At 43.0% G+C, this 23,355-nt stretch carries 24 protein-coding genes and 1 pseudogene; 19 read left to right on the forward strand and 6 right to left on the reverse strand.

Annotated features, from left to right (window positions below):
* From ntcA to ACEW80_RS31130, 4 genes are all read left to right on the forward strand, one after another.
* Positions 1–613: global nitrogen regulator NtcA (ntcA, locus tag ACEW80_RS31115; RefSeq protein ID WP_373530309.1), on the forward strand; the 613-nt coding region annotated here is incomplete at its 5' end.
* A 169-nt stretch (positions 614–782) separates the two neighbouring features.
* Positions 783–2,273: a DUF3084 domain-containing protein gene (locus ACEW80_RS31120; protein WP_373530310.1), complete on the forward strand. Its 1,491-nt coding sequence runs from the start codon at positions 783–785 to the stop codon at positions 2,271–2,273.
* 104 nt (positions 2,274–2,377) lie between these two features.
* Positions 2,378–2,833 (forward strand): pre-16S rRNA-processing nuclease YqgF, encoded by a 456-nt coding sequence (locus ACEW80_RS31125; protein WP_373530338.1) that lies wholly within the window; start codon positions 2,378–2,380, stop codon positions 2,831–2,833.
* Positions 2,834–2,917: 84 nt separating this feature from the next.
* Positions 2,918–3,334, forward strand: a complete 417-nt coding sequence (locus tag ACEW80_RS31130) for a VOC family protein (RefSeq protein WP_373530311.1) — start codon at positions 2,918–2,920, stop codon at positions 3,332–3,334.
* A gap of 60 nt (positions 3,335–3,394) precedes the next feature.
* Here the strand turns inward: ACEW80_RS31130 and ACEW80_RS31135 are convergent, their stop codons facing one another.
* Complete coding sequence (locus ACEW80_RS31135) at positions 3,395–3,658, reverse strand: DUF3146 family protein (RefSeq protein WP_373530312.1); 264 nt, start codon at positions 3,656–3,658, stop codon at positions 3,395–3,397.
* A gap of 265 nt (positions 3,659–3,923) precedes the next feature.
* Entirely contained in the window at positions 3,924–4,685 is a 762-nt protein-coding gene (locus ACEW80_RS31140) for a hypothetical protein (RefSeq protein ID WP_373530313.1), read from the reverse strand.
* A 161-nt stretch (positions 4,686–4,846) separates the two neighbouring features.
* Here ACEW80_RS31140 and ACEW80_RS31145 point away from each other — a divergent pair, with 161 nt between their 5' ends.
* The 5 genes from ACEW80_RS31145 (at position 4,847) to ACEW80_RS31165 (ending at position 8,416) form a co-directional block, all read left to right on the forward strand.
* Positions 4,847–5,713 (forward strand): aldo/keto reductase, encoded by an 867-nt coding sequence (locus ACEW80_RS31145; RefSeq protein WP_373530339.1) that lies wholly within the window; start codon positions 4,847–4,849, stop codon positions 5,711–5,713.
* Positions 5,714–5,916: 203 nt separating this feature from the next.
* Positions 5,917–6,300, forward strand: a complete 384-nt coding sequence (locus tag ACEW80_RS31150) for a YkvA family protein (protein WP_373530314.1) — start codon at positions 5,917–5,919, stop codon at positions 6,298–6,300.
* A gap of 318 nt (positions 6,301–6,618) precedes the next feature.
* Positions 6,619–7,410 carry an EndoU domain-containing protein gene (locus ACEW80_RS31155; RefSeq protein WP_373530315.1) on the forward strand — a complete coding sequence of 264 codons (792 nt, stop codon included), beginning with the start codon at positions 6,619–6,621 and terminating at the stop codon, positions 7,408–7,410.
* A 40-nt stretch (positions 7,411–7,450) separates the two neighbouring features.
* The gene (locus ACEW80_RS31160; protein WP_373530316.1) at positions 7,451–8,002 is read left to right on the forward strand and encodes a GNAT family N-acetyltransferase; all 552 of its coding nucleotides are present in this window, start codon (positions 7,451–7,453) and stop codon (positions 8,000–8,002) included.
* A gap of 222 nt (positions 8,003–8,224) precedes the next feature.
* Positions 8,225–8,416: a hypothetical protein gene (locus ACEW80_RS31165; protein WP_373530317.1), complete on the forward strand. Its 192-nt coding sequence runs from the start codon at positions 8,225–8,227 to the stop codon at positions 8,414–8,416.
* Between the two features lie 124 nt (positions 8,417–8,540).
* On the opposite strand, the gene ACEW80_RS31170 is transcribed toward ACEW80_RS31165, so the two are convergent.
* Complete coding sequence (locus tag ACEW80_RS31170; protein WP_373530318.1) at positions 8,541–11,165, reverse strand: tetratricopeptide repeat protein; 2,625 nt, start codon at positions 11,163–11,165, stop codon at positions 8,541–8,543.
* Positions 11,166–11,295: 130 nt separating this feature from the next.
* Between ACEW80_RS31170 and ACEW80_RS31175 the strand changes: the two genes are divergently transcribed.
* The 4 genes from ACEW80_RS31175 (at position 11,296) to ACEW80_RS31190 (ending at position 13,788) form a co-directional block, all read left to right on the forward strand.
* Positions 11,296–11,712, forward strand: coding sequence for a hypothetical protein (locus ACEW80_RS31175; RefSeq protein WP_373530340.1), 417 nt, complete (start codon positions 11,296–11,298; stop codon positions 11,710–11,712).
* A gap of 37 nt (positions 11,713–11,749) precedes the next feature.
* Positions 11,750–12,178, forward strand: coding sequence for an NUDIX domain-containing protein (locus ACEW80_RS31180; RefSeq protein ID WP_373530319.1), 429 nt, complete (start codon positions 11,750–11,752; stop codon positions 12,176–12,178).
* 174 nt (positions 12,179–12,352) lie between these two features.
* Positions 12,353–13,456, forward strand: a complete 1,104-nt coding sequence (locus ACEW80_RS31185) for an AI-2E family transporter (RefSeq protein ID WP_373530320.1) — start codon at positions 12,353–12,355, stop codon at positions 13,454–13,456.
* A gap of 176 nt (positions 13,457–13,632) precedes the next feature.
* Positions 13,633–13,788 carry a hypothetical protein gene (locus ACEW80_RS31190; RefSeq protein WP_373530321.1) on the forward strand — a complete coding sequence of 52 codons (156 nt, stop codon included), beginning with the start codon at positions 13,633–13,635 and terminating at the stop codon, positions 13,786–13,788.
* A gap of 36 nt (positions 13,789–13,824) precedes the next feature.
* Here the strand turns inward: ACEW80_RS31190 and ACEW80_RS31195 are convergent, their stop codons facing one another.
* Entirely contained in the window at positions 13,825–14,946 is a 1,122-nt protein-coding gene (locus ACEW80_RS31195; RefSeq protein WP_373530322.1) for a ferrochelatase, read from the reverse strand.
* A gap of 469 nt (positions 14,947–15,415) precedes the next feature.
* Here ACEW80_RS31195 and ACEW80_RS31200 point away from each other — a divergent pair, with 469 nt between their 5' ends.
* The 3 genes from ACEW80_RS31200 (at position 15,416) to ACEW80_RS31210 (ending at position 18,308) form a co-directional block, all read left to right on the forward strand.
* Positions 15,416–17,044 carry a phosphodiester glycosidase family protein gene (locus ACEW80_RS31200; RefSeq protein WP_373530323.1) on the forward strand — a complete coding sequence of 543 codons (1,629 nt, stop codon included), beginning with the start codon at positions 15,416–15,418 and terminating at the stop codon, positions 17,042–17,044.
* A 393-nt stretch (positions 17,045–17,437) separates the two neighbouring features.
* Positions 17,438–17,647, forward strand: a complete 210-nt coding sequence (locus ACEW80_RS31205) for a hypothetical protein (RefSeq protein ID WP_373530324.1) — start codon at positions 17,438–17,440, stop codon at positions 17,645–17,647.
* A 61-nt stretch (positions 17,648–17,708) separates the two neighbouring features.
* A complete protein-coding gene (locus tag ACEW80_RS31210) occupies positions 17,709–18,308 on the forward strand; it encodes a hypothetical protein (protein ID WP_373530325.1) in 600 nt (199 codons plus the stop codon).
* An 86-nt stretch (positions 18,309–18,394) separates the two neighbouring features.
* On the opposite strand, the gene ACEW80_RS31215 is transcribed toward ACEW80_RS31210, so the two are convergent.
* Positions 18,395–18,589 carry a hypothetical protein gene (locus ACEW80_RS31215; protein WP_373530326.1) on the reverse strand — a complete coding sequence of 65 codons (195 nt, stop codon included), beginning with the start codon at positions 18,587–18,589 and terminating at the stop codon, positions 18,395–18,397.
* A 34-nt stretch (positions 18,590–18,623) separates the two neighbouring features.
* Between ACEW80_RS31215 and ACEW80_RS31220 the strand changes: the two genes are divergently transcribed.
* Positions 18,624–19,886: an MFS transporter gene (locus ACEW80_RS31220; RefSeq protein ID WP_373530327.1), complete on the forward strand. Its 1,263-nt coding sequence runs from the start codon at positions 18,624–18,626 to the stop codon at positions 19,884–19,886.
* Positions 19,887–20,019: 133 nt separating this feature from the next.
* Entirely contained in the window at positions 20,020–21,933 is a 1,914-nt protein-coding gene (gene ilvB, locus ACEW80_RS31225) for a biosynthetic-type acetolactate synthase large subunit (protein ID WP_373530328.1), read from the forward strand.
* 112 nt (positions 21,934–22,045) lie between these two features.
* Here ilvB and ACEW80_RS31230 read toward each other — a convergent pair.
* A pseudogene (locus ACEW80_RS31230) lies at positions 22,046–22,900 on the reverse strand (Rpn family recombination-promoting nuclease/putative transposase).
* A 209-nt stretch (positions 22,901–23,109) separates the two neighbouring features.
* On the opposite strand from ACEW80_RS31230, the gene ACEW80_RS31235 reads away from it, so the two are divergent.
* On the forward strand, positions 23,110–23,298 hold the full coding sequence (locus tag ACEW80_RS31235; protein ID WP_373530329.1) for a hypothetical protein: 189 nt from the start codon (positions 23,110–23,112) through the stop codon (positions 23,296–23,298).
* The last annotated feature ends 57 nt before the right edge of the window (positions 23,299–23,355 follow it).

Here is a 23,355-nt window from a genome sequence, read left to right on the forward strand (position 1 = left end):
GTTTCCGCCAGTTGTGGAAACGTTTGAACGCAATAAAACGATCTTTTTTCCTGGCGATCCTGCCGAACGAGTTTATTTTCTTTTGAAAGGTGCTGTTAAACTTTCCAGGGTGTACGAGGCAGGAGAGGAAATAACGGTAGCGTTGCTGCGGGAAAATAGTGTTTTTGGTGTATTGTCATTGCTGACAGGAAATAAGTCGGATCGGTTTTACCATGCGGTTGCATTTACTTCTGTGGAATTACTGTCAGCTCCAATTGAACAGGTGGAGCAAGCACTCAAGGAAAATCCCGAATTATCAATGTTAATGCTGCGGGGTCTATCTTCGAGAATTTTACAGACAGAGATGATGATTGAAACTCTCGCCCACCGAGATATGGGTTCCAGGTTGGTGAGTTTTTTGTTAATTCTTTGTCGAGATTTTGGGGTTCCTTGTGCAGATGGGATCACTATTGATTTGAAGTTATCTCATCAAGCGATCGCTGAGGCAATTGGTTCAACTCGTGTTACTGTTACTAGGCTACTGGGAGATTTGCGTGAAAAAAAGATGATTTCTATCCACAAAAAGAAGATTACTGTGCATAAACCTGTTACTTTAAGTAGGCAGTTCACATAAAAACAATTGGAGTCAAGGGGAGTCGGCGCGTGTTGTGTTTTGAAAAATCACACTAATAGCTAGAGGTAAATCTAAAATTGAGTAATTTCAGCTATTGCCAATCTCCACTTCTTTCCAGACAATGTTTAAAAGTATTAGGCTGTATCTGGAAGGATTTCGGTAGCTAAAAATGACCACCGGATACATCCTCATTGCCGCAATTTTAATTCTGGGAGGCGTAATTGCCACCGTGGGCGATCGCATCGGCACACGAGTTGGCAAAGCCCGCCTCTCACTTTTTAAACTTCGTCCGAAAAATACCGCTGTAGTAGTAACTATTTTTACGGGTGGTTTGATTTCAGCATCAACATTAGGAATTTTATTCGCTGCGGATGAAGGCTTGCGAAAGGGAGTCTTTGAGTTAGAGGATATTCAAACAGACCTCAGACAAAAGCGGGAACAACTAAAAACCGCAGAAACTCAGAAAAGTCAGGTAGAAAATGAGCTAAATCAAGCAAGAATTGCCCAAACAAAGGCACAGCAAGACTTGCAGGTAATTAACCAATCTTTGCAGGCGGCCAATGCCAAGCAACGCCAAACACAAGCTCAGTTGAACCGCACTATTAGTCAACAAGCCCAAACTCAAACTCAACTCCAACGCACTCAAGGTCAGCTAGAACAAGTTGTAACTCAGTACCAAAAAGCGATCGCTGAATTGCAAAGCGTTTACAATCAGAGAAAGGAGTTACAGACGGCAGTTGAACTACTCAAGGGAGAACGTCAACGACTGTATGCTGAAGCGAAAAAAGCGATAGACGAAGCCAAAACAGCCATTGGAAAACGCGATCGTGAACTTGCTAACCGTCAAGAAGCCATAGAAGCGCGCGATCAAAAAATTGCCCAATTAGATCAACTGATTCAAAAGCGTAATCTCGAAGTTGCAGCACGAGAGCAAGTAATTGTCAAACGGGAATTTCGCCTCAAAGAGTTAGAAGGACAACAGCAATCTTTAGAACAGGAAGTTGCAAGACTAGAAAAATATTATCAGTCTTACCGCGACCTGCGTTTGGGTAAGCTGGCCTTAGTTCGCGGTCAGGTTTTGGCCGCTGGTGTAGTTCGTGTTAACAAAACTGCTGCTGCTCGTCAGGCGGTGGCACAAATTTTACAAGAAGCCAATCGTAACGCCAACCTCGAATTGAGTGAGCCTGGTGGAAATGTTGCAAATGTACAGCTACTGCGCGTTACCCAGGATAGAGTTGAGCAATTGAGCAAGCAAATTAGCGACAGTCAAGAATACGTAGTGCGAATTTTCTCGGCTGGTAATTACGTCAGGGGAGAAAAGCAGATAGAGTTTTTCACTGATATAGCCCGGAATCAATTGGTTTTTTTGGGAGGTGCAGTGCTAGCCACAACTACTGCTGATTCTAAAACCATGACATCCTATCAATTACAGCAGCGGCTAGAATTATTAATTTCTGCTTCCCAATTTCGGGCTCGTAATGCCGGAATTGTCGAAAATGTCCAAGTAGAGGGGGCTTTTCTGCGTTTTGTTGCCCAACTAAGACAGTCCAATCAATCATTGGAGATTAAAGCGATCGCAGCAGAGGACACTTACACATCTGGCCCATTGAGAGTAAAATTAGTGGCAATAGTCAACGGACAAATTATTTTTAGCACTTAAAAAATTAAAAAATTATTTGCACACTGTTATTAGTAAGATTTAAGCAGATTTGAACAGCAGCCAAAATACTTACTGTAATTGCATTTCTTCATTTTTAATTTATGATGATTTTCCGTGAATTTTCACCGACGCAACCAGTCATCTTGGGATTTGATCCAGGTCGAGATAAGTGTGGTTTAGCGGTGATGGCACTGGATCGGCAAGTGTATTATCATCAGGTGGTGCTGGCAAAAGAGGCGATCGCTACCATTGAAACACTGCGACAAAAATATCCCATCTCCTTGATGGTGATGGGCGACCAAACTACAGCCAAGCAGTGGAAACAGCAATTATATCAGGAATTAACAGCAGCCCTAAATATAATTTTAGTAGATGAGCGCTACACAACCTTAGAAGCACGCGATCGCTATTGGCAAATGTACCCACCCAAAGGGCTAATAAAGCTATTGCCACAGGGTATGCGACAGCCACCAAGACCGATAGATGACATTGTTGCCATTCTCTTAATTGAAAGATACTTAAATCGCCTTACTGAATCAGCAATGAGGAGTAAGGAGTGAAGAGTCAATAGTTAGGAGTTACTAAGCTGCTCCACATCTTGTCTCCTTTGTGTCTGTTGTTATGTCGTTCAATGCAAAGGTAATATGAACACAAATAATCCAAATTTTCCGGCTGTTCAGTTCAGAATTGCTAGACCAACCGACAAACTGGCAAAAGTGGTTGAGTTTTACGAGGATGGCTTGGGATTGAGAAAGCTGTACTCGTTTACAGAGCATGATGGATACGATGGAGTCATGTTTGGATTGCCCAACGCTCAATATCACCTAGAATTTACAACTCATAAAACTGGAAGTACCTGTCTGGCTCCAACAAAAGACAACTTACTGGTACTGTATATCCCCGATCTAGAAAAAATAGCACAAATCAAAAACCGTCTTTCTCGTTTGGGATATCCCGAAGTGGAGCCAGAAAACCCTTATTGGAAAGGCAAAAGCGTAACGATTGAAGACCCTGATGGTTGGCGTGTAGTGCTTTTCAATGGAAAGTTTGAAATTGAGTGAACAGCAACACAACTCAATTTTTCAAGATGTGTTTTAGCTGATCTTCACAACTTATAACTCCTAAAGTTCTGCCCGAATAGTAAAAGCATAATCTCCTCCAGGCTCTAGCTGGTAATCTTGTTGCTCCAAAAATCGACCGAGGGGTTCTTTGATTAAGGCGCGGCCTTGGGAAGGCTTAACGGCAAGTTCTCCCCGGCGAAAATGCCAATGGAAATGCCACTCAAACTCACCCGCATTCACTTCACCTTCAAGGAAGCCGTGTTGCCAGGATTGGCGGGTAATTCGGACATGGGCAATGGTTTCTGGTAGACGTTTTGCACTCACAATGCTTTATGTCAAGTGTGGAATAACAGTCGATCATGTATGCTACTTATTCTATTTACCAAACATAGCTTAATTAGACAAACTAACATAGTGGGTATTTTTAGTTTACTGGGTTGTGTTAATCAGCCGGACAACTTCAGTATCCTAAAGTCACCGCTATAACTTGCGCGAATTTAATGCCGAAAAACCTGGATCGTTAGGCTTTGTTTGCAAGCCGATGATTTCAGTCTCAGGACGCAGAGGCACGTAGTGCGGGTAATTTTTGTTAATATCTTAGGAATGAGTGTATCCGAGAAACTGCGTATCTGATGCTCTTTTCATCAGTGTATTGTGGGTTTATTGGAACTTCCTGGCAGGATTTCAGCACAATTACAACCCGATAAAGCTTGGAGTATTTAAATTGCTTTTCTTGGATATCAAAACGCAGAATATTTTCTAGTGGATGTTCAATAATTTTGTTACCACGTAAACTTTTACGTTCTATAAATACCTGATTAAGACTCTTATAAAAGGTGCAGATAGTTACAGGTGATGTTGCGAAATAAGCTGCGATCGCCATCACAATCAATATAAATAAACTTAAGAAAAATAGATAATTACGCTGATTCTGCTGCACTAAGAGGGAAGTTTGCCCAGAGTTGATAAAAACGTTGATTTTAAAGGCAATTTCCTGATTCTCTTGATAGCTAATATGTGACAGCAGGGCAAAGTCTCCAAATGGAGTTACAATCATAACTTGATAGGTTTTGCTCCCTTTGCTACCAGTCTTTGTAAGAACGTATGCTTCCTGGAGATCAAACATTTTGAGTTTCTCCATGCTTCCCAGCAAATTAAACCGCTTGAATTCACAGTTAATTTGGTTTTGTGAAAGCCGAGTACAACTGAGACTAACTGAAGCATAATCAAAAACTAAGCAGTAAATCAAAAAGCCTAAACAGACAGTAAAAATGCACCACCCACTAAACCAATATCCGAATGGTCGATGCTTTAGCTGCAATCTGGTACGGGTTTCCTCTACGATTTTCATCGGTACTTGTATATAGAATACTTAACCTCTGAGTAGAGTATTCCCCTCGTAGCCCATTTACTGATCATCAAATCTCAGTACTAGGGAAGATTTATGATGAATCGCTAAAAAAGCTTTGGCTAACTGATAGATAATTGGGGCAGAAAGCTATGGCTAGAAGCATGGAAACTAAACAACTAGGAAAAACTGGTATCTTTGTGAGTGCGATCGGTTTGGGTGGTATGCCCATGTCAATTTCTAATCGCCCTCCCGAATCACAATCAATTCAAGTTATTCATCGGGCGTTGGATCTGGGTATTACATTTATTGACACGGCTGATTCTTACTGCAAAGATGAGTCAGATAAACACCATAATGAGCAATTAATTCACAAAGCCCTTAGTAGTTACAAAGGCGATGTTAGCCAAGTGATTGTGGCAACTAAGGGCGGTTTGATGCGTCCCGATGGCAGTTGGACAAGTAACGGCAACCCAGAACATTTGCGCCAAACAATTCGAGTCAGTTTTGAGGCTTTGGGTGGTGCTAAACCTATTGATGTTTGGCAATACCATTCGCCTGATACTAATTACACCATTGAAGAATCCCTTGCACCAGTTAAAGAAGCAGTGGAAGCCGGTTTGATTCGGTTTGTGGGAGTTTCTAACTTTTCCGTTGAACAAATTAAGCAGGCGCGGGATGTGGTCGATATTATCTCAGTGCAGAATCAATACAGCCCTTGGCAACGACAGCCAGAAAATGACGGCGTATTGAAGTATTGCGAACAGCAAGGATTGACCTTTTTGCCTTGGAGTCCCTTTGGTGGTAGGCGTCGCCATCAGGATTTGCAAGATATTCGGGCGATCGCTCAGTTAGCTAAAGAAAATGGTGTGTCAGTGTATAATATTGTTCTGGCGTGGTTGCGTTCCAAGTCACCCGCTATTTTGCCAATTCCTGGTGCTAGCAAGGTTTCCAGTATTGAAGACTCAGCACAAGCTGTCAATGTAAAACTATCTGATGAAGAAGTGCAAAAAATTGATCGAGCAACTTAATCATTTCACTAACTAATGTAGATTTAGTGAAAGTTGCTAAATATTTACGCGCCATCTTTAACTAGATAAACAATTCAAAATTCCAAGTCAACAGACTTTTAAAGGACTTAATCAACCCGGTTTATTGTTCAAAAAGCCTAAATTTCTCTTGGCTTTAGTCAGCCGTCCACCATACGACAAAACTTGTTTGCAACAGGTCTAATATGCAGTCATTAAAGCAACTAGCCAAGAAACTTAAAAAAGAAACATATGCTGTTTACCTAGCTAGTAAAGATTCCAGGGTTCCTTGGTATGTCAGACTTTTGGCGGCTGGTGTTGTTGCTTATGCTTTTAGTCCTATCGACCTAATTCCAGATTTTATTCCTATTCTTGGCTATCTCGACGACCTAATCATAGTACCTTTTGGAGTTTGGCTAGTCCTGAAGTTGATTCCCCCATCCGTTTTAGCCGAATGCCGCGAGAGGGCTGAAACTGCACTGTCTCAAAAAAAGCCTACTAGTTGGGTAGCAGCGGGTGTCATTGTAATTATCTGGGTACTGTTGGGGATTTTAACTGCGCTTTGGCTAAAACACTTCTTAAAACGATAAACAACGACATCTGTTGCTTTTTTCAAAAACTAGCTTAGAGTAATGTCTTTGAGAAAACAAAAATTTCATCTAGATTTCATACAAAGCTGCCAATTTATTTAATATTACGAACTTCAAACAGCTAACAAATCTTATATTTAGTTAACTCCCAATAATACCACAAAACTTTTTTGCAAGAGGTTTATTAAAAAAAACCGGGTTTTTAAGAAAGTACGTTATATATCAAATTAAACTTGATATAGTACTATTCTCTAGATAATTAATCTAAAAATTATGCAACAAAGTTCTGTAATCAATAGGTCAAAGCAAATGGTAAAGATGTTTGCTACTTTGCTACTGGTTTCTCCTTTTTTCTGGCAAAATTCAGCGATCGCGCAGCCTCAGCCAGATACGCAACTTCTGCCCTTTTTTGATAATCTAGATAACCCGGTTCCTGTTCGTTTCCCCGCAGGACAACAGGTAGATATCACACCACCACCACCGCAACTAAATTCTTTTGATCAAGCTGTACTAAAACTCTGTGGTTCTATTGGCACTAAAGTTAGTTCCAAAAATTTTAAACAATTGTTATCTTATTACCCCGATGTAGTCCAGAAACTTCAGCAAGCTAGCAGCGATGAACTTCGTCCAGGACGTAGAAATAAAGCCCAATTTCTCGAAGACTTAACAAATATTTGGTTCAAGCGTCAGGGGTTTGAACATATATTTTGTGGTGAAATATATAACGCTAATGATATTGGTGGTTTACACTTTTATGGCAGATATTTACAGTTACAAAATGAGGGAATAGGCGGACGTTTGGCAAATAATCAGGAACGAGGGGAAGTTGTTCCTGGGGTCATTTATACAATGGGTGTAGTAATTAAAAAGGAAAGTCGTACAGTAACAGATGTAATCAAAGGCTATGGCTACCTTAGCAACGCTCAAGAAATACTTTTAGACGCTACAAAAATATTTAAACTCCAAGGAAATAATGAGGGAGCGTGTATTTATAATGTGCGTGATCAAGAAACAGGAGAATCCTTTCCTACAGTTTTTGTGAGGAAAGAAAAAGCGATCATTACCTATTATCCTGATGCTACTCCTCAAGGTGTAAAATGTAAAAGTTAAAATTCCTAGATTGCCTGCACTAAGCGCATAGATAAAAGACATGATCTTAGAAACACACCGCTTGCTAATGCGTGAGTTTGTAGAGGCAGACTGGCAGGCGGTTTTTGCTTATCAATCTGATCCTTTATACTTGCGTTACTCCCACTGGACGCACCGAACACAGAACGATGTTTGCGAATTTGTCCAAATGTTTATTAGTCAGCAAAAAGAGCAACCACGGACAAAGTTTCAGTTAGCTGTTGTCCTCAAAGAAGAAAATCAGCTTATTGGCAATTGTGGTATCCGTGTAAACGACACGGAAATGCGGGAAGCAAATATCGGCTATGAATTCAACACTCAATATTGGGGACAAGGGTATGCAACAGAAGCAGCACAGGCCATTTTAAAGTTCGGCTTTGAAGAATTGGAAATGCATCGAATCTGGTCTTGGTGTGTTGCACAGAATCTTGCTTCTGTAAAAGTATTAGAAAAAATTGGTATGCGTCGTGAGGGACATTTGCGGGAAAGAGAGTTAATCAAAGGCAGATGGTACGACAACTTTCTTTATGCCATCCTTGACTACGAGTGGAAAGCATCGCGGCTCTGTGTCTAGTTATACTCTTTTCCCGGTGCAAGAATACGAAAATATTTAAGTAAAAATAAAACTAGGAGCCATACCGTGAGGTATACGTATATTTTGAGAATTGATTGTGGAAAAGACAAAATAAAAATAGTTAACGATATTTTGGGTGTTGAGACTAACTCTAATAATTATTATTGGGAGAAAATCCTACGATTTGGTTAATGAATATTTTGCAAATACAGCCAGAAAACAATGAAACCGACGGAAATTAGACAGCAAGGATATAAAGCCCTAATTCATGCTTTAGGAGTAGCAGGAACGCTGAGATTTTTGCAGCAGTTAGAAGTGGGCTATGGTGACTATACCAAAGAACATCATCAATGGCTCGATCAACTCACAATAAATGACTTTCGTAACTATGTTAAACAAAAAAAAGTTGAATAAAATAACAGGTGCTATTGTAGCAGAAGCGATGCCTGCGGCAGTCACTGAGCTTTGTCGTTCGCGCAGCGTCTCGTAGAGAAGTGCGGTAAACTACGCATCCAATTTCTCAGCATGAAGTATGCTTTTAATCTGCCAGTTGAACAAACTGCTGCCAAAACTGTCGATAGATGGCTTCTATAGCCTGGGTATGGGCAACAGCATCGCACAGAGGAGAAGCCGCTACTTGTTGCCGGAGATTAGCCCGCAACTGGCTCAAAGTCACCAGATCAGATGCCAAAGCTATTGCCTTGGCCACATACTCCTGGGGAGTGCAGGCAATCAACTCTGGTAGCCCTACAGTAGTCAGCAAGCTAACTCCTACCCGGCTGACATGGGTCTGTCCCGCTAGGGTAATAACTGGAACGCCCATCCATAGAGCCTCGCAGGTGGTCGTTGTCCCATGGTAGGGAAAGGGATCGAGGGCAATGTCAATGTTGCCATAGAAAGCGAGGTGGTGATTGGGGTCTGGAATTATGCCGATTAACTTCACTCGCCGACTGTCAATGCCGCAGTCAGCAAACAGTGATAGATAGCGATCGCGGGTTGGTTGATCGTCGAACCAGCGAATCTTAAGGATTATCCGAGAATTCGGCACGGAATGGAGAATTTCTGACCACAGAGCAATCACTTCTGGGGTGATTTTGGGTAGGTTGTTGAAGCAACCAAAGGTAATTCGCCCCATACTCTTGGCGGGTAAGTCGATCACCGCCGGGGCTGTGGGAGAGGGCTGATAACACAAAAAGCACCGAGATAAGCGAATAAGTTTCTCAGTATAATAATCATCCGTCAAACCAGGGGGGTCAGCCCAATTATCAGTGAGGCGGTAATCCATATTCACTAAGCCAGTGGTATTAGGATAGCCCAAGTAAGTAACTTGAATGGGGGCGGGCTGGCGGTTAAACATCAGCAGGCGGTTGCTACCAGTGTGACCAGCCAAATCTACCAAAATGTCAATGCCATCAAATCGCACTAGATCGGCCAATTGGTCATCGTCCAGATTGTAAACATCTTGCCAGTGCTGGGATAAACCACGGAGTCGCCGGGTAACTGCATCTGGGTTAGGGACATTGGCATAGCAAAAAGTTTCTACTTGGGTAGAGTCGTGATGGCTAAGAATTGGCTCGAAAAAGTAGACTACTGAGTGTTGGCGGAAGTCGGGCGAGACGTAACCCACACGAAGAATTTTAGATTTTGGACTTTCCTGCGGAACGCTACGCGAACGGCTCCGCTCAGTCCTTCGACAAGGCTCAGGAACCATCGAACGATTGGGAATTTTGGATGATAATTTCTGACTCAAAACCTTCTGCGTGACTTGCTGACCCCACTGGTGGTGGGCAGCGGCAACTGCGGCAGGGCTGTAGGCTGGCGAGTAATTGAGGGCATACAGCAGGTTGGTGTTAGCTGGATGGTAGTCTGGGTCAATCCGCAGCGTTTCTTGGAACCAAGCGATCGCTTCTGAAACTCTGCCTTGGTTATTTAGGGCAAGACCCTGGTTGAGATAGGCGATCGCTAAATTCGGCTGAATCTCAATTGCTCGTAGGCAACTGTCAATCCCCGCACTCAATTGTCCGTTTTGAATGAAGGCATAACCCAGATTATTGTGGGCAATTGCTAGGCTAGGGTCAAGTTGCAATGCTTGCTGTAGATGCTCAATTGCCTCAGGGAAACGATTCAGATTGTTGTATATAGTGCCCAGGTAGTAGTGAGCGATCGCTTGATCAGGATGGCTTTTGAGGTGATCTTGCAACAGGGCGATGCACTCAGAATGTTTCCCCTGAATTTGGAGGGCTGACAAAAGAGCCTCCCAGGCTTTTGGCTCATCGGGCTGAAGTTCCCAGTATTGGCGAAGGTAGACTTCAGCAGCAGCAGTGTCGCCCTGTTTCTGTAACAGTTTGCCTAGATGGAAGTGGGCTGGGATTAAGTCACTTTTCAGAACCACAGCTTGTTTTAAAGCTTGCTCTGCCTGCTCGAAATTTTCCAAACCAAGACACGCGATCGCCAGATTTAACAGGGCTTCAGCCCAGTTTGGTTGCAGTTGGAGTGCCTGCTGATAGGCTGCTATGGCTGATTCGTATTGCTCTTGGGCGGCAAGGGTATTTCCCAGATTGTAGTAAGTCTGTGCCGAGTTAGGTTGCAGTTGCAGTGCTTGACGATGGTGAGCGATCGCTGCCTCTAATTGACCCAGCCCTTTGAGAACATTACCCAGGTTGGTGTAAGCTTGGGACGAATCCGGCATCAGGTTAATAGCTCGTTGATAGCAGTCTGCCGCCTGAGTCAATTTTTCCTGTTCTTGGAGAACTTTTCCTAACTTGAAGTGGGCAACACCCAAATTCGGTTTGAGCTGCACTGCCTGCTGGAAGGCTGATTTTGCTGCCTCTAATTGTCCGATGTCGTGGAGGGCATTGCCCAGGTTAAACCAGGTTTCTGCACTTTCAGGTTTTAACGCTAATCCTTGGCGATAGATTGCGATCGCTTCTTCAACCTGTCCCAAGCGTTTGAGCAGACTTCCCAAATTCGTCAGGGCATCTATATATTTAGGATTAATCGCTAAAACTTGTCGATAGGCAGTTAGTGCCTGGTCAAACTGCTGCTGCTGGTGACAGTTGACTGCTTGGGCAAACAACTGGTCAATATTCGGGTATCGACTGCCAAACCCTTTGGCAGAAGAGATATTTTTATTGTGCGAATTCGGTTGGGGAATATTCTTCATGAATCTCGATTTTAATTACTTTGTGAGTGTGTTTCTGAAACCGAAGAGAATAATATAGATGGGAACTGACCTAATTAAACTGGCGACAAAGTAAGCAGTGACGAAAAAATTTGCTCAATCGGGGGCTTTCATGCAACAAGCGAGAAATTTGTTTGTTTCGTTCTTGTACGGACACAGCATTGTTACTTACCGCCTGGGGTTGACCTTTTTTTTGGTAGTGGGACTTTGTGGTTGTGGTGGTTTGACATCTTCTGGCTTGAGCGGGAGTAACTTGAAAATTGGCACCAATATCACTCCCATTGGAGAGATTAAACCAGAACAAGACAATCAGGCTATAGTTTATATCCAAGGTAAGGTAGAAAAGCAAGCTCCCTTGATGAAGCAGTGGGCTTATGAGATTAATGACTCAACTGGCAAAATTTGGGTTGTCACCAATCAAAAGAATCTGGGCGAGCGATCGCAAGTAGTGATTAAGGGTAAAGTTCGCTACCAAAGTATCCCCTTAGCTGGCAAAGAATTGGGGGAAGTTTATTTAGAAGAAGAGTAATAATTACAATAAAAAATAGCCAAATAAATCAAAATTTATGAGCAATCAACCACTGCACGTAGCGATCGCAATACTCTACCAAGAAAACAAGTTTCTCATGCAATTACGGGATAATATTCCTGGTATTCTCTACCCTGGGTACTGGGCGATGTTTGGCGGTCATCTCGAACCCGGTGAAACACCAGATGTAGCAGTGAAGCGAGAAATATTAGAAGAAATTGGCTACATATTACCACCCTTTGTTGAATTTGGCTCTTATCCCGATGAAAAAGTTGTCCGTCATGTTTTTCATGCGCCACTTTTGGTGGAATTAAATCAACTGGTTCTGAATGAAGGCTGGGATATGGGATTCTTTACCCCAGAAGATATTCATCAAGGTAAATGTTATTCGCAAAACGCTGGCGAAGTTCGACCTTTAGGGTATATGCATCAGCGAATTATGTTGGATTTTATGAAGACAAATTAACAGACCTAATCAAAGAGAATCACTGTTTGCTAAACACCTATTTGTTGCCTATAGTACTTACGCAATATACGTTGTAGGGTCAATTCATAAATTGCCTCTACCTGAAAATTATTGTTTTCGACTATTGTTTGCGTAAGTTCTGATAAAGTTAAAATTCTTATGGAGTTACTATTAATGCAATCAGCAAACAAACTGCCGCGATGGTTAACTATAGGATTGGCATTTCCCATTGCCATTCTCAACGGCTGGTTATTGCTCCAAGTTGTCCAGTATTTTCAACCCTTAGTCAGCATTATTGCCGCCGCCATCCTACTAGCTTTTGTATTGAACTATCCGATTCAGTTTCTCCAAGAACAAGGCGTAAAATCTAACTTAGCGATCGGGGGAGTGTTGCTTTTGACTGTGGTGATTTTAGTGGCTTTAGGCATCACCTTGGTTCCCCTGATTATACAACAGCTGAATGAGCTAGCTAATATTTTGCCCAGTTGGATTGATTCTGGGACTCAGCAGCTGCAAACTTTCCAGGATTGGGCGTTAAGTCAACAGCAACTTCCCATTAATTTAAGTGGTTTATTTACTCAAGTTCTCGAACGATTATCTAACCAACTCCAGTCCTTCACTGGTAGGATTCTCGGTTTTGCCGTCGATACCATTGGTATTGTGGTCAATGTGCTGCTGGCGGTGGTGCTGACTATCTACTTAATATTGAACGGTCAACGTCTTTGGGACGGAGTTTTTCAGTGGTTTCCCTCTAACATTGGCTCAAAAGTACGGCAATCACTGAGAGAAGATTTCCACAATTACTTTATCGGTCAAGCAACATTGGGAGCTGTGTTAGGGGTGGCAATTACACTGGCGTTTTTAGCACTGCAAGTTCCCTTGGCTTTACTGTTTGGCATTGGCATTGGCTTGTTTTCTCTCTTTCCTTTTGGTACGGGGGTAGGTATTGCCATAGTCAGTCTTTTGGTAGCGTTACAAAACTTTTGGTTAGGAGTTGAAGTCTTAGGTATTGCTGTTGCGATCGACCAAGTTAATTCTAATTTTATTGCACCTCGTATTCTCGGTAATTTGACTGGCTTAAATCCAGTTTGGGTGGTGATTTCTTTGTTGCTGGGGGCAAAGTTAGGAGGAGTGCTGGGTTTGTTAATTGCAATACCTATTGCAAGTTTTATTAAGGACATAACAGATAGCTGGCGGGCTGGGGAGTTTAATAAGATAGATGATATCGAGCCAGAACCAGTTAAGTTCACGAGTGAGACAGTAGGAACTTATAGCTAAGTAGGGAAGTGGTGGGTAGTTTGCTGTTTCAATGGCATCTGGTTCAATACTGGGAGCGTTTATTGGCAGCAACCTTTTAAGGTATGTAGCAAGTTCTTTGCTATACAGCGCTTCCCGCTATTATGGAATATAGTTTTTCTCCTTTCCCTTTCCTAGCATAGCTTTCAGCTTTGAGAATGTACCTCATAGCTGCCGGAAGTGCTGTATGTAATTTTGGGTATGATTCTATTTTTGTCGGCGTTAAAGTTAGCAAAGCACAAGCCAGCCGCATAGACAAACCCAAAAAGTCCCATGCCTTCAAGGTGTGGGACTGTCAACTAATTACCCTATAAATGTTAGGATGGGCAATGCCTATCCTACATTCTTGCTTAATGATGATGGTGGTGATGGTGATGATCGCCAGCTAGTTGGGGATTAACTGCTAAAGTTTGCTCTGATAACAGTTGTTCAATATGAGCATCAGCCCATTGCGCCGCCATCGCCAAGAATTCCGAATGGTCGTTGACGCAAGCCATCTGCACGTAGTTCGTACCAGGATGCTGTTTCTCCAAAGTATGGATGATATGGTGCACATCTAATAGAGTTTCGTGATTTTCTGTAGCAAAGCCAATTGGCATAAATACCACGACTTTTGCCCCCAATTGAATTAGATTAGTGGCGGCTTGCTGTGCATTTGGCTGTGTCCAATCAATTAAGGGCGTGTCATGATTGAGCCAACCCACCGAGATTAAGGGATAGCGGTTAATCAATTTATCTCGTACCAAATCGTACAGCGTTTGACTTTCGGTAATCCCAGAGGTAAATCCTTTCGCTTTATGGGGACAGCCGTGGTTCATTAGTACAATGCCGATTTGAGAAGATAGGTAAGCTCCTGCTAAATCAGCGTTAATTTTCTCTTCAACCAAATGAGCCATTAAATCGATGTAGGCTGGTTCGTTGAAGAAGGAAGGAATATAGCGCTGTCTTTTAACCCAATGTTCTTCGCCATCACTCAACTCAACAAGAGCGTTGTTAACTTGCTCGATCGCAATGCCACTGGTAAAGATAGAATCAACAACCAGCAGTGGGTAAATTAGCAGCTTATCGAAGCCTTGGTTTTTAATTTCTGCCAAAACTTGATTAGGCAGAAAGGGGGCGCAGAAGTTGAAAGCTTTGAAAACCTGGACATTATTGCCCCATTTTTCTTGTAAATACTTCTCAATACCGACACGCTGCTGTTCAAAGATGGCATTGTGTGGGGAGATAAAATCGTGGTGTGTGTGTCCCCACTCATGGCGATCAAATAGCGCCAAAAGTTTTGCCAGAGGAGGATAAATCCAGGTTGGCACCGGTGCAAATTTTGCTGTCAGTAGATTTAAAGCCTGTTCGTTATAGTTGGCGAAATCTTCGTAGCTTTCGACTTCGCCGTAGCCCATGAGCAGTACTGCTACACGGTCTTTACCTGATAATTGCTCGTGGGTATGTTGGACTTTTTCCGGCGTGGCAACCACTATAAAATTCCTCAATATAAGCAGAGTGCACAGAGATTTAGAGTTAGGGAATATCTTAAATATTTCCCCACTAATAAAATATTATCCTATCCAGGGGGATAGGATAGGTGCAAAAATTAAAAGAATACATCAAAAGACGTAGTGTGATTATTACTCCATACTAGGTAACTCTTTTTTAGTTACATCAGTTTTCGTTATATATCAGGCAATTGGGACAGGTGAAGTATTATCAGGATGCGATCGCAATCAACGTAATCCTTGTAATCACCATAGTCAAACGCCTTAACCTAATGTTTAATTGCACACAACCTGCCGTTAAATATCTGCAATTAAATTTAATCAGGATTATTAACATATATTTCAAAGACAACCTGCTCCTACGTTCTATTGACGCACAAACACTTTCAAGTTTTGAGAGCTAAAAACGTTTGTGACTAATTTTACAATCATTTAGTTAAAAGAGTAAGTAATGACCTGGAAAGCCCGTTTGCTTGACAAGACAATAGCTTTATACTTAGTAGTTCCCTGCTCTTTGTTCTTAGCAGTAGTTAAACCACTTGTTAGCAGTGCGAACCAAGAATCAAAGCACACGGACAAATACTATTCGCACTCGCTGCCTTTAGGAAAACCTTATTTGAGAGAATCACGGGTATCAAATTACATAGCTCGTGGTGTTACCCACACGGTTATTGTTAGGGGAAAACAGTCCGAGCGTGCCGTATATACAGTCGATGTGACATTCCAAGCCACCCAACAAGCAGCTCAAACTGCTGCTAACTTGTTGAAAGCTCAAGGATACCAGCCTCGGCTAGAGCCAATTCTGCGACGAGCGCCAGATGATCCAGAAGTAGTCCCGCTCGGTTATTTAGTCCGTGTTGGCGCTTTTAATACAGAAGCTCTTGCTATTAATTTACGAGATCAACTTGTAGCTATTGGATATTCAGGACTACGAGTTGTGAACACAGCAGAAGACGGAAAAGAAACAACTGGGCCGTGGGTTGTAAATGTACTTGAGATCGACCTCAATCAATTTGACCTTAAACTTGCTTCCGCACTCGCTACTAAAATTGTCCCTGGTAATGAACCTCTAACGCAGCTTTCTACTCGAACATCGGCTTTAGCAGCAGTGAACGGAGGGTATTTTGTCATTGGAGCAAACGATGGGACTCCAGGCGACCTAGCAGGTATTTCGATTATTAACGGAAAGCTAGTGAGCGAGGCAGTTAATGGTAGAACGAGCCTTATCCTCCCTGACCGTTCTGGTCGAGATGCCCGTATAGCTGCTCTCACGTCTAAAATTACTGCAATAGCAAAGGATGGTGCAAGACGTGAAGTCGATGGATTAAACCGCAAGCCTGGACTAATTCGAGGTTGCGGTGGTCTAGGGGGAGATATTCCGACTGAAAAGCCCAAGCATGACTTTACCTGCACAGATAGCAGCGAGTTAATTCAATTTACACCGATCTTTGGCCAAACTACAGAGCCAGGGGAAGGAGCGGAAGTTGTACTTGATGCATCAGATCGGGTGATCGAGTTTCGACGGCAGCGAGGAGGCCAGATACCCAGCAATGGCTCAGTTTTGTCAGCCACTGGTGATGCTGTGGAGTGGTTGCAGAATCACGCGAAACTAGGCTCAAAGATTGACGTTAATACTTGTGTTTCAGCCAATGGAGTGAAACTGCCAATAGACAAAGCTTTAGGAGTCATCAATGGTGGGCCAAGGTTGGTACGTAATGGAAAAATAGATATTACTGCTTTCACAGAAGGATTTCACTGGCAAGAAAATCCTGAATTTTACTACAGATTTGGAGTCCGACGTAACCCTCGGACACTAGCTGGAATTACGGCAAGAGGAAAGCTGCTTTTAGTTACAGTTGATGGTCGTCAGCCAGCAAGGAGTGTGGGTGCGAGTTTTGAAGAAAGCGCTCAGATTATGCGATCGCTCGGAGCAACAGATGCTCTCAACCTCGATGGTGGTGGCTCTACAACTATGACGATTAATCAGCAGTTGATTAACCGTCCGTCTGATACCACTGGAGAGCGGCCAATTGCCGACGCTATTATCATCCAAAAGAGAATTGACACTCGTACACGTTAAATAACTTGCGGCAGTTCTGACGCTCAAGGGTTAGTTTGACAATAGATCGTCGGGCGTTGCTTATTTCTGGGATGATATTTCTCACGCAGAGGAGCCAGTGCGGTCTTCTCCCAAGGGGAGACGCTAAGAGCGACGGGGGTTTCCCCCATGAGTGACTGGCGTCGCGCAGAGGCGCAGAGAGTATGAGGAGTTTTGGATTTCAATACGTGAAATTTCATCCTTTAAGTGAGCAACGCCGATAATTGCTGTATGTATTCACTCCAGAAAACTATCTGCTTGCAACTCGATTCTAGAAATCTATACCCTTCACTTCTTGATTTCTCATGGCGAGGGCAGATGTTTAAAGTGTCTGCAATTATTTTAAATTAGTAAAAGAACTGCATCTTAAGTAATATGAAATTACCTCAGATTATCTCTACAACAATCGTAGCGATCGCCTTTGGATACCTTGGCTCTCAATATTTCAGTAGAAATATTATGTATATGATTGGCGGTGGAATGGCTGTAGTTGGTGCAGTGGCATATGTTACTCCCTCCAAATCTAAAGAAAAATTAGAACCCGAATTTCAACAACAGTCAACATCTACACAACTGAAAAAATGAGTCATGAGCGCTCAAACTCATGTCAAAATCCCTGTAGTAAGTTTAAGTTATTGATAGACGGATGAGTATAATTATCTGCCCTGGAATCCATGAGCCAGAGTTAACCGAAAGTTTTAGAGTCGGATTGTTAGATGTAGTTTCTAATAGCTCAATCAGTCAAAAGCCAGCTAATATACTGGTTTATCCGGGTAAGGATTTATTGGTTTTATCAGCATTTCATATTTTGCAATTTTTGCGCGATCGCTTGAGCAATCAGCTAAAATCACCAGTTATATTCATTAGCTTCAGTGCTGGCGTCGTTGGGGCAATAGGGGCGGCTTGTTTGTGGCAACTCTTGGGTGGTCGTGTCAAAGCATTTATTGCTATAGATGGATGGGGAGTACCACTACAGGGCAATTTTCCTATTCATCGGATGAGCCATGATTATTTCACCCATTGGAGTTCCTGTTTGCTAAGTAGTAGGCAAGATAACTTTTATGCAGAGCCAACAGTTGATCATTTGTCAATTTGGCGATGTCTAACGACAAGCCGCTCTGCGTCTACGCCCCAAGCTGTACAAGGCTGGTGGGTAGATTCATCCATTGGGATTTTTCCACCTAAAGGTTATCTGACAGCAGCTGAGTTTTTGCTTATGCTATTAAAGCGCTATGAAGTAAATTAATCCGGACAATGGCGTAAGTAAACAGGAGTTAGGGAGTGGAGAGTGGGGAGTGGGAGTTAGGAGTTAACGCCGTGTGCAACTTATTCTTAGAACCCCACTTCCATTCCTCTCCCCCACAGGGAGAGAGGCTTTGATTCTTGCTCCCCTTCCCTTGTAGGGAAGGGGTTGGGGGTTAGGTTTGAGAGAAAGTTGCACACGGCGTGAGTTCGGAGTTTAGAGTTAGCATTTATTCTCCTCTCTGCCCAATGCCCAATGCCCCATGCCCAATGCCCCATGCCCAATGCCCAATGCCCATCTACCCAAAGAAAGTATCTAATGTTTCCAACTGAACCTGCTGCTGTTAATAACGGGTTTGGCGCACTGCTAAAAAACCGTGGTTTTATGCTCCTGTGGATCGGGCAACTGTTGTCCCAGTTAGCAGATAAAGTCTTTTTCGTTTTGCTGATTGCTGTCTTGGAAAACTACCCACCGCTTCCTGGGTTGGCACAAAACTCGATGTACTCAACTTTGATGCTGGCGTTTACAATACCAGCAATTTTGTTCGGCTCTGCCGGTGGTATCTTTGTTGACCGCTTTCCAAAAAAGCTGATTATGGTCGGATCAGATGTCGTGCGGGGAATCTTAACGCTGTGTCTTCCCTTGTTACCACGACAGTTCTTGATTTTGTTAATCCTGACTTTTGCCATTTCTACGGTGACGCAGTTTTTTGCACCAGCTGAACAAGCAGCCATTCCCTTGTTGGTGAAGCGAGAAAATTTGTTAGCAGCCAATGCGCTGTTTACCAGCACGATGATGGGAGCCTTAATTGTTGGCTTTGCTATAGGAGAGCCGATTTTGAGTTTGGCGAAAAGCTTGATGGGAGAAGAATACGGTCAAGAGGTTGTTGTTGGCGGATTATACATATTGTCGGCTGCGCTCATGCAGCTGATTAAGTTTAAAGAACCCAAACGACCGAGGGAACATCGGGCATCAAATCACCCTTGGGCTGAATTCACTGAAAGCCTGCGCTATCTCAAGCAAAACCCTTTGATCTTGAATGCCATGCTGCAACTAACAACTTTATATTGTGTGTTTGCAGCGTTAACAGTGCTGACAATTCGATTGGCAGAGGAGTTTGGTCTAAAAGAAAAACAGTTTGGCTTTTTCTTGGCAGCAGCAGGGGTGGGTATGCTAATTGGTGCAGCCATTTTGGGTCACTGGGGTGATAAATTTCATCACAAGCCGTTACCTTTGATTGGATTTTTGATAATAGCACTAGTTTTAGGGGTATTCACTTTTACCCACAACTTGTTGCTGGCGCTAGGACTCTGTGCATTTTTGGGTGTAGGTGCTGCCCTAATTGGTGTACCCATGCAAACTTTAATTCAACAGCAAACACCACCTACCATGCACGGTAAAGTATTTGGCTTTCAAAATCATGCTGTTAACATTGCTCTGGCATTACCTTTAGCGATTACTGGGCCATTAACTGATGCTCTGGGCTTGCGAACTGTACTTGTAGGAATGAGTATTGTTGTCGTAATTGTCGGTGTTTGGGCTTGGAAAAATACCCGCAAAGTCTTGCAAGACGTAATTTAATTAATGTAGGCTAATAATCTAGCTTTATATTGAATATATAAAATTCTCAGAATTTGATTGAGCTTTTCAATTAAAATGAAATCTTAACTACAGAATTCAAGCATTAAGTTTAGCTATAGTCTGAGGTTTGACCGTGCATTCACAAAGTGTCTCCGCAGGAGAATTGCCTTCCCAAATTAGTCTCCCACAAATCGAGAATCACAAACAATCCCGTACTTGTAGGGAGCCAGTCATATCCAAACGTGCATCTGGCGGTTTTGCTTTGCTTGACAGTCTTCATCGCCACGGCGTTGACTATATTTTTGGTTATCCTGGTGGAGCAATTCTACCAATTTATGATGATCTGTACAAGGTAGAAGCAACTGGTGCTATTAAACATATTCTAGCGAGACACGAACAAGGCGCAGCCCATGCTGCTGATGGCTACGCCCGCGCTACAGGGAAGGTAGGAGTATGCTTTGGCACTTCTGGACCAGGAGCAACTAACTTGGTGACAGGCATCGCTACAGCCTACATGGATTCGATCCCAATGATTGTGGTTACAGGACAGGTAGCACGTCCGTCGATTGGCACAGATGCGTTTCAGGAAACCGATATTTACGGGATTACGCTACCGATTGTTAAGCACTCTTATGTAGTGCGTGACCCTAAAGATATGGCGCGAATTGTTGCTGAAGCCTTTCACATCGCTAGCACTGGGCGTCCGGGGCCAGTTTTGATTGATGTCCCCAAGGATGTAGCTTTAGAAGAATTTGACTATGTACCTGTAAAACCAGGTTCAGTGAAGTTAAGTGGTTATCGTCCCACCGTGAAAGGGAATCCCCGGCAAATTAATGCCGCAATCCAGTTGATTATTGAAAGTCGCCGGCCGCTATTGTATGTCGGTGGTGGTGCGATCGCAGCTGGTGCCCATGCAGAAATCAAACAACTGGCTGAATTATTTGATATTCCTGTAACCACAACGTTAATGGGGATCGGTGCCTTTGACGAACATCATCCCCTAGCTTTGGGAATGTTGGGAATGCACGGCACTGCTTACGCTAATTTTGCTGTTAGTGATTGTGACTTGCTGATTTGCGTCGGTGCTAGATTTGACGATCGCGTTACAGGCAAGTTAGACGAATTCGCCTCCCATGCCAAAGTAATTCACATCGACATCGATCCGGCAGAAGTCGGTAAAAACCGCGTTCCCGAAGTGCCCATCGTCGGCGATGTGCGGAACGTGTTAGTAGACTTGTTGCGTCGATGCAAAGAAACAGGTGTCAAGGCTACACCTAATCAAAATCAACAGTGGTTAAATTTAGTTAACCGTTGGCGCGAAGAGTATCCTCTAATAGTGCCGCACCATGCTGACAGCATTTCACCCCAAGAAGTGATCGTAGAAGTCAGTCGCCAAGCACCCCACGCTTTCTACACCACAGATGTCGGACAACATCAAATGTGGGCAGCACAATTCTTGAAGAATGGCCCAAGGCGCTGGATTTCTAGCGCTGGTTTAGGAACGATGGGTTTTGGCTTACCTGCGGCAATGGGCGCTAAAGTGGCGTTTCCTGATGAAGAAGTCATCTGTATTAGTGGCGATGCTAGTTTCCAAATGTGTTTACAGGAACTAGGAACACTTGCACAGTATGGAATAAATGTCAAGACATTAATTATCAATAACGGCTGGTTAGGGATGGTGCGCCAGTGGCAACAAGCCTTCTATGGTGAGCGTTACTCATCCTCAAACATGGAACTAGGGATGCCAGACATAGAGTTGTTAGCAAAAGCCTATGGAATTAAAGGCATTGTAATCCGCGATAGGAGTGAATTGAAAGATGCGATCGCCGAAATGCTAGCACACAACGGCCCGGTGATTGTGAATGCCTATGTTACCAGAGATGAAAACTGCTATCCAATGGTAGTTCCTGGCAAGAGCAACGCTCAAATGGTCGGCTTGCAGAAGCAAGCGCCGAGAAGCTCAGTAGAAGCAGTGTATTGTAGCCACTGTAATGCGAAAAATGCCCCCACCCACAACTTCTGCGCTGAGTGTGGGACAAAGTTGTAACGCTTTTTGATAATTCAGACCAGAGAGGCAGGGAGCAGGGGAGAAAGGTGCTACAATTCCCCTGCACCCTTTCGTCTTCGTTGACTTTAACCATAGCGCAATAGGCGATCGCTTAATCTTCTTGATTAGGTTGAGGTAAAGAAATATTTTTTAAGTAATTGACTAAATCACTTTGACTAGAGAAATCCAACAGCGCCTCAGCTAACTCTTCTAGTTGAGTTATAGATAGAGTCCGAATCTGCTGTTCTATTTCATGTTGAATTGCACCAAACCGACGTGTCAAAAGACGCATAGTCATTTGTAGCGCCTCCTGTTTCTTTCCTTGTTCTTCTCCCTGTTGCAATCCCTTTTGGAGAATGTCTTGGTAAATCACAGATTCTTGCATAATTTCCTCTCTAAAAAGCTGTTGAATCAAATTTTTGTCAAACCGCAAACCAGCTAAAACCTGCACACAAGCTGATATATTCTGTCGCTCGTCTGTTTCTTCAATCATATCGATACTAGCAGCGACTTGAGTTAACAAGTCTGCGGGTGAGTCGGTTCTGGCTAATGTCGCCAGTGGTAAGAGTGCAGGGTTAGCTAGCAGTGGTGTGGGATCTTCTTCCCATAAACGAATCACTCTATACGAGTGTCTGGTGTTAGTGTCTATATACTGAGTTTGAAATGCACCTTCGGAAGATGTGGCTTGTAAGAAAATCACTACCTATTTAATCTCACACCAGTATTCTCGCTTTAATCTGGTGTAGTAATCTAGCATCCGAAAATCAAGTGGGGTTTTAGATTTGGGTGTAGTTTGAAACTCTAAATGTAAGATTTGGTTGGCGATTTGCAGGAATGTTACTGAATCAGCACGAATTGGTTCGAGGTTAAGTTCGGTTTTCAGTACTTGGATATCTGAGGTGTTGATTGAGAGTAACCAGCTAATGGAGAAATAATATCTACGAGGGGCTACGCCCATAACGTTCATGATTAAAAACTTAGCGTTCATAAACAAAAACTTAGTGTTCATGATTAAAAACTTAACGTTCATGAACAAAAACTTAGTGTTCATGATTAAAAACTTAGTGTTCATGAATAAAAACTTAGTGTTCATGAATAAAAACTTAGCGTTCATGACTTTGGACTCTTTTCCGCATCTGCTGATGTGAAGGTATAACCACAGATGAAGAATACGCTTTGAGTGAAATGCTGGGTGTCGTTTCCCAATTTGAAGATTACTCTGATGAAGACTTTAAAAAATTGACCGAGAAAGTCGTCAGCTTGATAGAAGAAGAAGCTGAAGTTCCGCATCCTTACCGAATAAAGGTTATCGTGAAGCTCCATTTCACCAGAAAAGCTCCTCCGCGTCTGGGCGTCTCTGCGTGAGAAAAAATATTTGGGATGATCCCATCGAACCGACGTTAAAAAAATGCCACATCAAGG

Source organism: Nostoc sp. (genome assembly GCF_041747015.1).
In the GTDB taxonomy this organism is placed as follows: Bacteria; Cyanobacteriota; Cyanobacteriia; order Cyanobacteriales; family Nostocaceae; genus Nostoc.